This window comes from Pseudomonas fluorescens (genome assembly GCF_001623525.1).
Taxonomy (GTDB): domain Bacteria; phylum Pseudomonadota; class Gammaproteobacteria; order Pseudomonadales; family Pseudomonadaceae; genus Aquipseudomonas; species Aquipseudomonas fluorescens_Q.
Window position 1 is genome coordinate 1,886,752 of the sequence record NZ_CP015225.1, and the last position, 13,713, is coordinate 1,900,464.

Annotated in this window: 11 protein-coding genes and 1 pseudogene; 8 read left to right on the forward strand and 4 right to left on the reverse strand. The window is 60.6% G+C overall.

What is annotated here, in order from left to right:
- Positions 1-8: 8 nt before the first annotated feature.
- Positions 9-752: an SDR family NAD(P)-dependent oxidoreductase gene (locus tag TK06_RS08115; RefSeq protein WP_063321638.1), complete on the forward strand. Its 744-nt coding sequence runs from the start codon at positions 9-11 to the stop codon at positions 750-752.
- Positions 753-973: 221 nt separating this feature from the next.
- Here TK06_RS08115 and TK06_RS08120 read toward each other — a convergent pair whose 3' ends face one another.
- Positions 974-1,897 (reverse strand): LysR family transcriptional regulator, encoded by a 924-nt coding sequence (locus TK06_RS08120; RefSeq protein ID WP_063321639.1) that lies wholly within the window; start codon positions 1,895-1,897, stop codon positions 974-976.
- Between the two features lie 113 nt (positions 1,898-2,010).
- On the opposite strand from TK06_RS08120, the gene TK06_RS08125 reads away from it, so the two are divergent.
- The 5 genes from TK06_RS08125 to yghU all read left to right on the forward strand — a co-directional run bounded on the left by TK06_RS08125 (position 2,011) and on the right by yghU (position 6,873).
- Entirely contained in the window at positions 2,011-3,006 is a 996-nt protein-coding gene (locus TK06_RS08125) for an aldo/keto reductase (RefSeq protein WP_063321640.1), read from the forward strand.
- A 122-nt stretch (positions 3,007-3,128) separates the two neighbouring features.
- Positions 3,129-3,887, forward strand: coding sequence for a substrate-binding periplasmic protein (locus TK06_RS08130; protein ID WP_063321641.1), 759 nt, complete (start codon positions 3,129-3,131; stop codon positions 3,885-3,887).
- Position 3,888: 1 nt separating this feature from the next.
- The gene (locus tag TK06_RS08135) at positions 3,889-5,229 is read left to right on the forward strand and encodes a diguanylate cyclase (protein ID WP_063321642.1); all 1,341 of its coding nucleotides are present in this window, start codon (positions 3,889-3,891) and stop codon (positions 5,227-5,229) included.
- A 25-nt stretch (positions 5,230-5,254) separates the two neighbouring features.
- Positions 5,255-5,989, forward strand: coding sequence for a substrate-binding periplasmic protein (locus TK06_RS08140; protein WP_063321643.1), 735 nt, complete (start codon positions 5,255-5,257; stop codon positions 5,987-5,989).
- 44 nt (positions 5,990-6,033) lie between these two features.
- Positions 6,034-6,873, forward strand: coding sequence for a glutathione-dependent disulfide-bond oxidoreductase (yghU, locus tag TK06_RS08145; RefSeq protein ID WP_063321644.1), 840 nt, complete (start codon positions 6,034-6,036; stop codon positions 6,871-6,873).
- A gap of 25 nt (positions 6,874-6,898) precedes the next feature.
- On the opposite strand, the gene TK06_RS08150 is transcribed toward yghU, so the two are convergent.
- On the reverse strand, positions 6,899-8,425 hold the full coding sequence (locus TK06_RS08150; protein ID WP_063321645.1) for an FAD-dependent monooxygenase: 1,527 nt from the start codon (positions 8,423-8,425) through the stop codon (positions 6,899-6,901).
- A 219-nt stretch (positions 8,426-8,644) separates the two neighbouring features.
- A complete protein-coding gene (locus TK06_RS08155) occupies positions 8,645-9,751 on the reverse strand; it encodes a hypothetical protein (RefSeq protein WP_063321646.1) in 1,107 nt (368 codons plus the stop codon).
- A gap of 339 nt (positions 9,752-10,090) precedes the next feature.
- Between TK06_RS08155 and TK06_RS33385 the strand changes: the two are divergent.
- Together TK06_RS33385 and TK06_RS33390 are read left to right on the forward strand one after the other, a co-directional pair.
- A pseudogene (locus TK06_RS33385) lies at positions 10,091-11,245 on the forward strand (FIST signal transduction protein); the annotation flags it as partial.
- Between the two features lie 372 nt (positions 11,246-11,617).
- Positions 11,618-12,118 (forward strand): methyl-accepting chemotaxis protein, encoded by a 501-nt coding sequence (locus TK06_RS33390; RefSeq protein WP_223471818.1) that lies wholly within the window; start codon positions 11,618-11,620, stop codon positions 12,116-12,118.
- 157 nt (positions 12,119-12,275) lie between these two features.
- On the opposite strand, the gene TK06_RS08165 is transcribed toward TK06_RS33390, so the two are convergent.
- A complete protein-coding gene (locus TK06_RS08165) occupies positions 12,276-13,706 on the reverse strand; it encodes a diaminobutyrate--2-oxoglutarate transaminase (RefSeq protein WP_063321648.1) in 1,431 nt (476 codons plus the stop codon).
- Positions 13,707-13,713: the final 7 nt, after the last annotated feature.

The window sequence follows — 13,713 nt, forward strand, 5'->3', positions numbered from 1 at the left end:
AAAGCCACATGAGTAATGAATTCAAACCTGGTCTTAGCGTAGTCACCGGTGCCAGTTCGGGTATTGGCCTGGCCGTCACCCAACGTTTGCTGGAGCACGGCTCCAACGTGATCGCGATGTCGCGACAAATCGGTGGCCTCGGCGAACTGGTCGAGCGGTTTGGCGACAGGCTGTCCTGGCTGCCCGGCGACGTGACACAGGCGACCGACCAGGCCAGGCTGGCACAACTGGCCACCTCCATCGGCCCGGTGGATTGCCTGGTACCCAATGCGGGAATCGCGCAACTGGCCGACGGCCTGGACCTGGCCGCTTTCGACAGGCAATGGGCCGTCAATGGCGCGGGCGCTCTCAATACCCTGAGCAGCCTGCGCGAGCACCTGGCAGCCGAGGCGTCCGTGGTGTTCATCGGCACGTTCCTCGAACAGGTCACCTTCCCGGGGTTGGCCGCGTACATTGCATCGAAAGCGGCCTTGCGCGCGCAGATGCGCACCCTGGCCGTTGAACTGGCGCCTCTTGGCGTTCGTCTCAACATGGTTTCGCCGGGGCCTACCGCCACACCGATCTGGGGCACCCTGGGCCTCGATGCAGAGGCTCTGGGTTCAGTGGCCAGCGCCGTCAACCAGCGCCTGCTGAACGGGCAATTCCTCGAACCCGGAGCCGTGGCAGATGTCATCCTGTTCCAATTGAGCCAGGGTGCACGAGGCGTGTATGGTCAGGACTGGGTGGTGGACAGCGGCTATACCTTGCGTTGATTGCGGCGAGTCCTGACTAGAAGAGACAGTATGTTTGGCTGAGCATGTAACCCTGTGGGAGCTTGCTCGCGATAGGGTCAGGTCAGTTAGCATCAATGTCGGCTGGGTCGCCGTCATCGCGAGCAAGCTCCCACAGATCATTCTTTCATGCCGAGCGGTGGCGAGGGAGCTTGCTCCCTCGCCACAAGGGGTCGGTCCTCCCCAAAGGGTTCGGCATTACCTTACGCCCTCTCCATCAACGCCCGTTGCCCATCCGCCTCTCCCTGCAGCAACTCAACCACCCAATCGATAAACACCCGAACCCTGGGTGACAGCTGTCGGTGCGGCGGGTACACCGCTGAGATCGGCCACGTCGGCACGCCGTACCCGCTCAATACTTCGACCAGGCCGCCCTCGGCCAACTGCCGTTGCACGTGGTAACGCGGCACCTGGATCAAGCCGAATCCCGCTTCACAGGCCGTTACATAAGCGTCGGCGTTATTGACGGTCAACTCACTCGGCAATTGCATTTCGCGCACCCGCCCCGCCACCTCGAATTCGAACGGGAAGAACCGTCCATTGCCAGAGGCAAAGCCGATGACCTGGTGCGCCAGCAAATCCTCCAACCGACGAGGCGTACCGGCGCGAGCGAGGTAGTCGGGGCTGGCGCAGGTCAGCTGATGCAGCCGCACGATGGGGCGCGCGACCAACCCTTGATCAAGGATAGTGCCGGCGCGGATCGCACAATCCACGCCCTCGCGCTGCAGATGGACCTGGCGGTCATGAAAACCCATGTCCAGTTGCAACGCCGGGTAACGGCGATAGAAATCCGGCAGGCGCGGCAGGATCCAGGTACAACCAAAGGCAATGGGCATGTCCACTTTCAAGGTGCCGCGCGGTTGGCTCCGTTGCACCGACAGCGAACTTTCCAGGTCATCGAGGTCGTCCAGCAACTGGCCGCTGCGCTGGTAATACGCTTGCCCGTCGAGCGTTGCGCGCACCTGGCGGGTGGTGCGTTGCAACAGTTGTACGCCCAGATGGGCTTCCAACTGCTGGATCAGCAGGCTGACGGTGGCCCGGGGCAGTCCAAGGTCATCGGCCGCCTTGCCGAAACCGCCCAGTTCAACGATGCGCCGGAACACCTGCATGGCCTGTAATCGGTCCAATCTCACGCCTCACTATTTAGATATCACGAATAGTTAAACCAATAATCGTGGATTTATCCAGGAAACCCCTTGATAGAGACTGCACAGGTCGTTCATTTCCAGGAGCTATCAACATGAAGACTCGCCAACTCGGCCATCACGGCCCTCACGTTTCCTCCATCGGCCTGGGCTGCATGGGCATGTCGGATTTCTACACCACGGGCGTGGACGAGCGCGAAGCGATTGCCACGCTGCACCGCGCCGTGGAGTTGGGCGTGACGCTGTTCGACACCGCCGACATGTACGGGCCGTATACCAACGAAGAACTGCTCGGACGGGCCCTGCGTGGCAAGCGTGAAAACCTGTACCTGGCGAGCAAGTTCGGCCTGGTGCGCAGCAGCGATCCCCATGCCCGCGGCGTCAATGGTCGCCCCGACTACGTCCGGCAATCTGTCGATGGCAGCCTCAAGCGTCTCGATACCGATTACCTCGACCTCTACTACCAGCACCGCATCGATCCTGAAGTGCCCGTCGAAGAAACCATCGGCGCCATGGCCGAGCTGGTCAAGGCCGGCAAGGTCCGCCACATCGGGATCTCCGAAGCCAGTGCCGAGACCATCGAGCGAGCCCACGCCGTGCATCCCCTGGCAGCGGTCCAAAGCGAATACTCGCTGTGGTCCCGTGACCCCGAACACAATGGCGTGCTCGATACGTGCCGGCGCCTGGGCATTGCATTCGTCGCCTACAGTCCCTTGGGCCGGGGCTTTTTGACCGGCGAGCTGAAATCACCGGAGGACTTCGCCGCCGATGACTATCGCCGCTTCAACCCACGCTTCCAGGCCGACAACTTCAATCGCAACCTGGTGCTGGTAGAGCAGGTCAAGGCATTGGCCTTGGACAAGGGCATCAGCGCTGCGCAATTGGCCTTGGCCTGGGTATTGGCCCAGGGTGACCATGTCATCCCGATCCCGGGCACCAAGCAACGCAAGTACCTGGAAAGCAACGTGGCAGCGACTTCGGTGATGTTGAGCGCTGGTGAATTGGCCCGGTTGGATGGGATTTTCGCAGGCGAAGGTGCCGTGGCGGGCGACCGATACCAGGCGCACACAATGACGTTGTTGAACGGTTGATCCTTCGGCTGGGCTGGCGGTTTCGACAGACCGGATTCAAGCAGGCGCCAGCCTAGCCGATAACCCTATCAATAATAGCTCCCAGACCTCCGGGCTCTGCCAGTTGCATAGGGTAATGATCAATGGGTTTGCCGCTGAATCGCCTGCTGGTGTGGGGCGTCCTGATGTTCCTCGCCGCGAGCGTTTGTGCGGCAGAGGCGCCGCTGCGCATCGTGACCGAGGAACTACCGCCCTACAACATGACGCAGAACGGCCGAATGACCGGCATGAGCACCGAGGTGGTCCAGGCCGTGCTCAAGGAGGTCGGCATGGACGCGCCTATCCATTCCATGCCGTGGGCCCGGGCCTACGAACTGGCGCTCAATGAAAGCAACGTGTTGATCTACTCGATCGTCCGCACGCCTGCACGCGAACCGCTTTTCCAGTGGGTCGGCAGCATCGGCCCGACGCAGTGGTACATCTACTCGCTGGCGGACCGGCCGGTGAAACTCGACTCGCTGGCCGATGCCCATGGACACCAGATCGCCACGGTCAATCAGGACGTGGGTGAGCAATACCTGGTATCGAAGGGCTTTCGCATCGGCGAAGAACTGCAGTCGAGCACCAAGTACGAACACAACTACCGCAAGCTCAAGGTTGATCACGTGGAGTTGTGGATTTCCAATGAGCTCAACGCGCTGTACCTGACGCGCCAGAATGGCGAAGACCCGGACAAGTTGCTGATCCGCTCGCTGGCGCTGCCCGAGCTAAGCAGCGCCGACGGCTTGAGCATGGCGTTCAGCCGCAATACGCCTGCCGATACGGTGGCGAAATTCCGTGCGGGCCTGGAGACCATCCGGCGCAATGGCGTCTACGATGCCATCCTGCGCAAATGGTTATGACATGGATGCCAATTTTCGTACGGCCTCCTCACAACCACAGACCAAGGCGTTCAGTTCCCTGGGGCGCCGCCTGGTACTGGCAACGCTGTTGTTCTGCCTGCTCTTTACCCTGGTGATGGTCACCTGGCGGACCTGGATGGCCTGGGAAAACAACCTGGCGGAAATGAATTCGGAACTGGCCCTGATCGACCAAGTCTTCCAGAACACCCTGGCCCATGCCATTTGGGAACTGGACCGTGAATCCCTCGACCAGCAAATCGCCAGCGTCGCCATGGCAGCACCCGTGGGCCGCCTGGTGTTGAACATCCTGCGCCCCGGGCAAGCGCCTGAAGTCATCGAACTCAATCGATACCCCGTCGCTCAATCGGGCGTGGTGCCGGTGCTGCATCGCCAACTCATTGCGCAGCCCTACGCCGGGGCCCATGAAAAAGTCGGCGAGCTGACCATCGAAGGCGACAATAACCTGCTGTGGGAGCGCCTCTGGGGCGAAGCACGCAGCATCGTCATCACCCAGCTCATCCAGTCCTTGCTGCTGGCCGGGTTGATCATGACCGTGTTCAACCGCCTGGTGACCGTGCATGTGGTGCACATCGCCCGGCACCTGGGCGAACTGGCGCCGCAAACCCTCAAGCGCCACCTCAAGCTGCAACGGGCGGTGCGGCGCCAAGACGAGCTGAGCCTGCTCGAACGCCAGGTGAATACCCTCCAGGACAATCTGCGCGCCCATTTGGAGCGCCAGCATTCAGACGAACTGGCGCTTGCCGCCAGCCGCGACCAAATGGCCGAACTGGTCGAGGCCCGGACCGCAGAATTGAAGGCGGCCAACCAGGCCCTCGAAGCACTGTCACGTCACGATGATTTGACGGGGCTGGCCAACCGTCGCTATTTCGACGAGTTGAAGGAGATCGAGTTTCGCCGGGCGATCCGCCACAAGACCCCGCTGGCGGTGCTCATGTGCGATGTCGATTTCTTCAAGATCTACAACGACACCTACGGCCACATGCAGGGCGACTTGTGCTTGAAAGAGATCGCCGAGACCCTGCGCAGCGTGTTCGGCCGCTCTGGCGAACTGACTGCGCGCGTGGGTGGCGAAGAGTTCGTCGTGGTCCTGCCCAACATCGACGCCGCCCAGGCCTGCGAGGCCGCCCAACGTTTGCGTGCAAGCCTGGCGGAACGTGAACTGCCCCACAGCGGTTCCAAGGTATCGCCGTTTGTCACCGTAAGCATCGGCGTCGCCGAGCTGGACCCGGAGACCATGGACCATTTCGATCAACTGCTGCAACGCGCCGACCAGGCGCTGTACCGGGCCAAACATAAGGGGCGCGATTGCATCGCCCTGTGAACATCACGTGCCATGAGGTCTGTATATGCACTATCGCCTAATGCTCTGCTCGTGCCTGCTACTCACCTCGATCAGCCTGCAAAGCCACGCCGAGGCGATCGAAGTCGTGACCGAAGATTCGCTCTATGCCTACCAGCGTGACGACAAGGTCGTCGGACCGGGCATTCGCATCGCCGAAGAAACGCTGAAAAACGCGCAGTTCACCGACTACAGCCTGTCGCTGTACCCGTGGGCCCGGGCCTACGAAAAGGCGCTGCACGAGCCTAACGTGTTGATTTTCCCGCTGGACCGCACCCCGGCCCGCGAGCAGCTATTCAAATGGGTCGGTGAAATACATCGGGTGGCGAGCCGGCTCTACAAGATGCGCGACAGTAAAGGCATCGCCATCAACAACCTTGAGGATGCCAAGCAGTACAGCATCGGTGTGGTGCGAAATGACGCCAAGCAGATTTACCTGCAACAGCGTGGGTTTACCCGGCTGGTCATCTCGGCCAACAACCACGACAACTTTCAAAAGCTGCTGAATCACCAGATCCAACTGCTGCCGATGCCGGAGAACACCGCGCGCCTGATGAGCAAGGATGCCCAAGTGGATTTCACTTCCCTGGAAGAGGTCTATACCCTCGACGAGCAACCCCACAGGGTCCACCTGGCGTTCAGCCTGAGCACACCTGACGAAGTCGTCGCCAGGGCCCAGCGCGCTTTCGAGCAGCTCAAGGCTTCCGGTGAAGTGGCGCGGATCATGAACGAACAGCGGTAGACTCTGGGGGATCACATCACAAGCAAACGATGAGGTATGTCCCGATGAGCCAAGCGTCCTACGTTCCGCCCAAGGTCTGGAAAAACGACGCCCCGTCTGGCGGCCAGTTCGCCAGCATCAACCGCCCTATCGCCGGGCCGACTCACGAAAAGACCTTGCCGATTGGCAAACACCCGTTGCAGCTGTATTCCCTGGCCACGCCCAATGGCGTGAAGGTGACCATCCTGCTGGAGGAACTGCTGGCGTTGGGTCATACGGGTGCGGAATACGACGCCTGGCTGATCCGCATCAACGAAGGTGACCAGTTCTCCAGCGGTTTTGTCGAGGTCAACCCCAACTCCAAGATCCCGGCCCTGCTGGACCGCAGCGTGGAACCCGCCATTCGGGTCTTCGAATCCGGCTCGATCCTGCTGTACCTGGCGGAAAAATTCGGCGCCTTCCTGCCCACCGATCCGGCGGGCCGCACCGAAACACTGAACTGGCTGTTCTGGCAGATGGGCTCTGCCCCGTACCTGGGTGGCGGCTTCGGGCATTTCTACGCTTATGCACCGGAGAAACTCGAATACCCGATCAATCGCTTCACCATGGAGGCCAAGCGTCAACTCGACGTGCTGGATCGCCGCCTCGGCGAAAGCCAATACCTGGGAGGCCATGACTACACCATTGCCGACATCGCGGTCTGGCCCTGGTATGGCCAACTGGTGCGCAACAACGTGTACGGCGCCGCCGAATTCCTGAGTGCTCACGAATACACCCATGTGCAACGCTGGGCAGAGGCGATTGCCAAACGACCGGCCGTCCTGCGCGGGCAGCGGGTCAACCGCACGTGGGGTGACGAAGCGAGCCAGGTGCCGGAGCGGCATGAGGCTGCGGATCTGGGCTAAGGGCCAATCGCCACACCTGACGCGCTCAAGCCGGCAGCGTCAGGCCCCGGTCGCTGAAGTACCGGCTCAACGTTGCCGCAGACGCTTGGGGATCCGCCAGGGCGACGTAGGTGTCGGGACGCAGCAGATAGGCGGCGTCCCGACACAGCCCGGCTTTATGATGCTCATCCTGCCAGGTGAACGTGTGCAGAGGGATCCGCTGCTGGCTGCTCCAGACTTTCAGGTCCGCCCGGGCCTCGCCGTAGACGTGCACCTGCCAGCCGATGGAGGCGAGCGGTTCGTAGTTATCGGCGCCCGGCACCGGTACCCATGGCAAACGGTCACCGCCCCGTACGTCACCGGCCTTGCCGGCACTCAACGGGCTCTCGTGATAATTCAAGGTGGTTTGGGACACCATCCGGAACAGGTACTCACGCACGTTCTCGCTTTTGTAGGCAACACTCGCAAAAAGCGGTGCGATGCGCGTGCGCACGAAGTCGGCAAAATTGCTTTGGGCGGTTGCAAAGGTGAACAGCCGGTCCGTCGTTTCCACAAGCTTTTGCGCAAACGCCTGGCGTTCGGCCTGATAGCTGTCGAGTAATGCATCTGACGCCTGTCCCTTCACGACCGCCGCCAGTTTCCAAGCCAGATTGATCGCGTCGAGGATGCCTGTGTTCATGCCTTGTCCACCGGCCGGGCTGTGGACGTGCGCAGCATCGCCCAGCAAAAACGCCCTGCCCCAGCGGAACTGATCCGTGACGCGATGATGGACCCGGTAGGTGGAAAACCAATTCACGCCATTGATCCTGATGTTCAGACCGTTGATCGCGTCATGGCCTACGTCCTCGAACGTCAGCGTCTCTGGATGTTCCGCGCGCTCGTCGCGAACCGTACCGATCAGGCGATATTGGCCAGTTTCGCCATAGAAAAACGCCAACACGAATTCGGATTTATCAAAAGCGATATGGGCCTCATCCGCAGGCTCGAAACCGCTGGCAGACACGTCCGCCACATAGAACAGCTGCTTATAGGTGCCGCCCTCGAAGCCGCTTCCCACCTGATGACGCACGAGCGAACGCGCGCCATCGCAGCCTGCGAGGAAAGCAGTCGTCAGCACTTCTTCGCGGCCATCGGCGTGTTTCAAGCGCGCGATAACGTAGTCGCCACGGTCCTCGAAGGACAGCAGTTCGGTCTGCCGCTCGACTTCGAGGCCCAGGGACTGAAGCTGTTCGACCAACAACCGCTCATGACGATCCTGGGGGTATATGAGGACAAAAGGATAAGGCGATAGATCCCCGCCAGCCTCCACCAGAGGAATCCGCGCCTTGCGTTTGCCCCGGGCCCACATGTTCATGGCCGGGGTCTTGTACCCCGCTTCGATAACCGCACCGGCCATGCCGAGCTGGCGATACAGCTCAAGTGTGCGGGCCTGGACGGCCATGGCACGCGAGGTTTCCCCCGGCCCACTGCTCTTGTCGACAATCCTGACAACAAGCCCCTGCCGGGTGAGCCACAAAGCCAGGACCAATCCCGTAGGACCGGCTCCCACAATGAGAATGTCCGTTTGCGCCATGTTCATGCCTCTGGAGAAGTGATGACTCTGGAGGCACTTAATGATGGTCGAGGAGGGCCGAATGTCAACGAACGAACGAGCGGCGTGCGAGCTGGCTGCTGGGGTTCTGTGGTTACTGTGGGAGCGGGCTTGCTCGCGAAATCGGTGGATCAGCCTGCACCGATGCTGAATATGCCGACGTCATCGCGAGCAAGCTCCCACCAGCTTGTCATCAGGTGTTCAGCGGTTGGCCTCCAGCTTATATCCATCACCCGCCGACGCCGGAGTCGTTTCATTGGCCAGCGCAAAAACACACTCATCCAGATAAGGCCTGACATCCGCCCATTTCCTGCGATCGGCGATAAACCCTCTCAACTTCTTGCCCGCATCCACGACGTCCGGTTCATGGGCCATCAGCATGATCCTGGCGACTGAACTGGCGTCATCGGCCTTGTGCTTGGCATGATCCTGCCGGGCGTAAGAGTGAAACTCCTCGATTCGCCCCTGCACAGCCTCGACACCGCCCATGCACTTGTCACCCAACACCTCTTCACGCCGCTGCGCATGCCCACCAGCAAAGCTGTCCTGGACAAGGTGAAGCAAGCTGCCAAGCGCCACCTGGTTCACATTCGCCCGCAGCCATGGACGCCCGACGGCAAAAAGATCCTGCACGGTCTGTCCGTTATTGAAATGCTGGTCCCAGCCTTCGATCTTGATATCTTTCAAATAGGTATTGATGGGATAGGTTCCATCGGCAACGCCCCAAGCGAACTCGGCCCACATCATGATTTCTCGCTTGGTCTGCTCTGGCGCGACGCCCTCCTGGGAAGCCATGGAATGCAAGAACTGCAGGTCGCCAAAATGCGAACGAGAGATGTAATTCCCTGCGCCCATGAACGCCATTGGATCAGAAGCGCTTTTGCTTTCGGCTTTCTCGAAAAGATTTACCCAGCACCGCGTCTGCGAGATAAAACCCACCGAGTAACGTCCATCGCAACCCTTGGTCTTGGCATCTTCCGCGCCCGGCATGAACACCGGATCATCGTTCCAGCGAACCCCGGCAATGATGTAGGCACCGGCATTCTCCAGATTGGGGTTGCTGCACTCCTGCCAATCCCCGTCGCACCCATAGATCTTCTGCGTCAGCGCCTCATGGGCAGGATCGGAAAAATTATGCAGCGCAAAACTGGCGAAAGGCACCGTCGCCTTATAGGAAACCCCGTATTTCTTGGCCATCTCCCGCTCAGCCAAGGTGCCATCCGGCGAAAGCTGAAAAGCGTTGACCTGGCCGATGCAACCCAACAAAACACCCCAGGCCACTCCGGACACGGCTTTGTATGTATTCATGGATTGTCTCTGCAAAGGGCGATGACGAGCAGGTTCTCGTCTCACACCTGGGGTTGTGGTGGGCGTGGTAAATGGCAAGACGCCATCGTCGATAGCATAGCGGGTGTCGCTTTGCCGTCCAGGCGTCATAGGGCTGATTTGTTCAGAGACCGCCCCCGGGACCGATACGAAAGTCGCTATCCAACAGACGGAGCAAACCCCAACCAAAAGCCCCTATGGACCGCCCCCGCAAATAGCACAAGCTCACGCCCATACAAGTCCCCAGCCGTGACCGCTACAGGGAAAGGACTCCGCACGCATACCTCGTACGCGTCACGTCGCGCTCAACCGAGTCCAGCCATGAACCTACTGAACCTCTTCAACACTGCCCGAGCCCGCTCTCAAGGGGCTGTAAGTGTGGCCTGCACCTCTGCTGAATTGGACCAGGCGCTGGCCAACGTACGTATCACCCCTGTGTTGGTCACCGGGTTCGTCTCCCCTCACCTGGACATCGACCGGGTCGCCGCCAAGGTCAAGCAGCGCTTTCCCCAAAGCGCCATCAGCTTGTGCACGACGTCGGGTGAGCTGTGCAACGGTGCGAACACGTTGTACTGCCAGACCGGCGAGAGCTGGGATCGGGTGGTGTTGCAGCTCTTTGACGCCAGCGTGATTGTGTCGGCCGAGGTGGTGATGGTGCCGCTGGAGTGCGAGGACATTCGCGGAGGCGGCAAGCGCTTGGCCATGCGTGAGCGAATCGCCAGGCTGGTGAATAACATCAAGCAGGCGCAAGTGCGCACACCCATTGATCATCGCGATACGCTGGCCTACGTGGTGTTCGATGGTCTTTCCGCTTCCGAGTCGTTCTTTATGGAGGCGCTCTATGAGTCGGGGCGTTTCCCTTGCCTGTTCGTCGGCGGCTCGGCCGGTGGCAAGACGGATTTCAAAAAGACCCTGATCAGTGATGGGCAACGCAGTTATCAGAACCACGCGCAGATTGTCTTCCTGAAAACCGCGGCGGATGTGCGCTTCGGGGTGTTCAAGAGCCAGAACTTCCAACCTGCCGGGCTGACGTTCAGCGTGCTGACCGCGTCGGTCGAAGACCGCACCATCGACCAGGTCATCGACAGCCGGGGGAACATCAAGAGCATGGTCCAGGCACTGTGCGATGCATTCGAGTGCAGTGCCCAAGCGCTGGAAAAGAAGCTCGCCGATTATTCATTCGCCATCCGTGTGGGCGATGAGCTGTTCGTGCGCTCCATTGCCCGTATCGACTATCAGCAGCAGATCATCCAGTTGTTCTGCGACGTGGCGCCCGGCGAAGAGCTGGTGATGGTCAAGCGCACGCCCCTTCGCGAGGCGACCCGACTCGACTACGAGAAATTCCTCAAGGGCAAGGGCGGCCGTCCGGTGGCCGCTATTCTCAATGACTGCATCCTGCGCCGGCTCAACAACAGCAGCGACCTGGGCAGCATGGCCGGTATTTTCGGGGATGTGCCTTTGGCCGGTTTCTCGACGTTTGGTGAAATTCTCGGTTTGAACCTTAACCAGACACTCACGGCGATTTTCTTCTTCAGGGTCACCAAGGGCGCCAGCTTTGTCGATGAGTACGTCGATAACTTCATCGCCCACTATGGCGAGTTCAAGGCGTTCTTCCTGCGCCGCCAGGTCAAGAAACTGGCCGGCCTGAACCATGTCGTGGTCAAGCAGATCATGGCGTTCAAGATGAACGACTTCAGCAGCGCCCTGGACACTCGCGGCCTGGACAACACCATCCTGCCGGTGTTCGACGGCCTGACCGATCTGGGCCAGGTATTGGCCCAGGCCAGCCAGCAGCAAGCGCAGATGGCGACGCAAATCAAGCACTACTCAGGTGAGCTACACCTGTCGATGGATGACCTGACGGGCACGATTGACCGGCAAAACAGCGTCGCCGAGCAGGCCGGCACGACCGTCGAACAGCTTGCCACGCAAGCGGGTGAAGCGGTGGTCGGCGCCCGTGCGCTCGCCAGTTCGAGCTTGCGTATTCAGTCGATCGTACAGGTCATCCAGCAAATCGCCGGACAGACCAACCTGCTGGCCCTTAACGCCGCCATCGAAGCAGCGCGGGCAGGTGAAATGGGCAGAGGGTTTGCGGTGGTGGCGGATGAGGTCCGCAAGCTCGCGGAAATCACCCGCAAGAATGCTGCGGAAATTGGCGTGGACATTGACCTGCTCTCGACGGAGATCCAAGGCGTCGCCCAACAGATCGAAGACCAGTCCGTCGCCGTCAGCGCCCTGCGCGAGATGCTCGATGCCCTGGAAGACTCGAGCCGCACCACCGAAGGCACGGCACAACGCACGAAGGCCATCGCGGACACCTTGACCGGGCTGACCCACGCCAGTGCCTGAGCAACTGTTGCAGGGTTTGGTGTTGAATCTGGATGCTGTGGGCTCCCGCAATCCTTTGTGGGAGCAAGCTTGCTCGCGATAGCGGTGGATCAGCTTGCATCGATGTTGAATGTGCCGCCGTCTTCGCGAGCAAACCTGGCTCCCACATTGCAGCATTTCATGCGATATGCAACGTCCGGCCCTTGACCTCCACGAGAGCATTGGCCAGGGCAACCTGGAACAGTTCGACCAACACGTCGACCTCCTCGGCCTGGATGATCAATGGCGGCAGGAACCGCACAACGGCACCATGGCGCCCGCCGAGCTCCAGAATGACGCCCAAGCGCAGGCATTGACGCTGGATTGCCTGGGCCAATGCCGTATCGGCTGCTGGGACACGACTGTCGCTCGCCGTGTCACTGACGATTTCCACACCCACCATCAGTCCTCGGCCGCGTACTTGGCCCAGGCAAGCATAGCGGTCCTGCAACTGGCGCAGAGCCGCCATGAGTCGTTGCCCCATGACATCGGCATGTCCCGGCAAGTCTTCGCTGATGATATGGCGCAGCGTCGCAGCCCCCGCGGCCATCGCCATTTGATTGCCGCGGAATGTGCCGGCATGGGCGCCTGGTTTCCAGGTATCCAACTCTTCGCGGTACACCATCACGGCTAACGGCAGGCCACCACCGATGGCTTTGGAGAGTACGAGGATATCGGGCTCGATATCCGCGTGCTCGAACGCAAACAGTTTGCCGGTCCGACCCAGGCCGGTCTGGACTTCATCGATGATCAGCGCCACGCCGAACTTACGGGTCAATTGGCGCAAGCCTTGGAGCCAGCGTATCGGCGCAGGGATCACGCCGCCCTCGCCCTGCACGACTTCGACCACCACCGCCGCGGGTGGCAGCACACCCGACTCCGGGTCGCTGAGCAGTTGTTCGATAAAATGCAACCCGGCATCGACACCGGCTTCGCCGCCGATGCCGAACGGACAACGGTAGTCATAGGGATATGGCAGAAATTGCACATCGGCCATCAGCGAGCCCAGTGCCTGTTTCGGCCCCAGGTTGCCCATCAGGCTCAACGTGCCCAGTGTCATCCCGTGGTAGCCGCCAGAGAACGACAGAATCGGTTTGCGCCCGGTGGCCGTCCTGGCCAGCTTCAAGGCCGCCTCAATGCCATCGGCACCGGTCGGCCCGCAAAACTGGATGCGAGCATGACGGGCAAAGTTTTCCGGCAGCGCGTTGAACAGGTCTTCGACGAAGCGATCCTTGACCGGTGTCGTCAGATCCAGGGTGTGCAAGGGCAAGCCGGAGTCGAGCGTTTGGCGCATGGCCGCGATGGCTACCGGGTGGTTGTGCCCCAGCGCCAGAGTTCCCGCCCCCGCCAGGCAATCCATGAACAGCTGACCTTGGGTATCACGAACATAGAGGCCATGGGCCTCTTGCAGCGCCAACGGAATACGCCGTGGATAAGACCGGGCATTCGATTCACGGGCCGCCTGGCGCTGAAGATACGGGTTGGTGTTCAGTTCACGCGGTGCTTGCTGGCGAAACTGTTCCAGCGTGAAGGTTGCGCTGGATGATAGACGGGGCTGGACGCTTTCCATATTGAAT

Excerpts from the sequence above, each read along its gene's own strand:
- yghU (WP_063321644.1), top strand. The coding sequence starts at position 6,034 with ATGAGCCAAGCGTCCTACGTTCCGCCCAAGGTCTGGAAAAACGACGCC.
- TK06_RS33390 (WP_223471818.1), top strand. The coding sequence starts at position 11,618 with ATGGATGACCTGACGGGCACGATTGACCGGCAAAACAGCGTCGCCGAG.
- TK06_RS08135 (WP_063321642.1), top strand. The coding sequence starts at position 3,889 with ATGGATGCCAATTTTCGTACGGCCTCCTCACAACCACAGACCAAGGCG.
- TK06_RS08140 (WP_063321643.1), top strand. The coding sequence starts at position 5,255 with ATGCACTATCGCCTAATGCTCTGCTCGTGCCTGCTACTCACCTCGATC.
- TK06_RS08130 (WP_063321641.1), top strand. The coding sequence starts at position 3,129 with ATGGGTTTGCCGCTGAATCGCCTGCTGGTGTGGGGCGTCCTGATGTTC.
- TK06_RS08155 (WP_063321646.1), bottom strand. The coding sequence starts at position 9,751 with ATGAATACATACAAAGCCGTGTCCGGAGTGGCCTGGGGTGTTTTGTTG.
- TK06_RS08115 (WP_063321638.1), top strand. The coding sequence starts at position 9 with ATGAGTAATGAATTCAAACCTGGTCTTAGCGTAGTCACCGGTGCCAGT.
- TK06_RS08125 (WP_063321640.1), top strand. The coding sequence starts at position 2,011 with ATGAAGACTCGCCAACTCGGCCATCACGGCCCTCACGTTTCCTCCATC.
- TK06_RS08150 (WP_063321645.1), bottom strand. The coding sequence starts at position 8,425 with ATGGCGCAAACGGACATTCTCATTGTGGGAGCCGGTCCTACGGGATTG.
- TK06_RS08165 (WP_063321648.1), bottom strand. The coding sequence starts at position 13,706 with ATGGAAAGCGTCCAGCCCCGTCTATCATCCAGCGCAACCTTCACGCTG.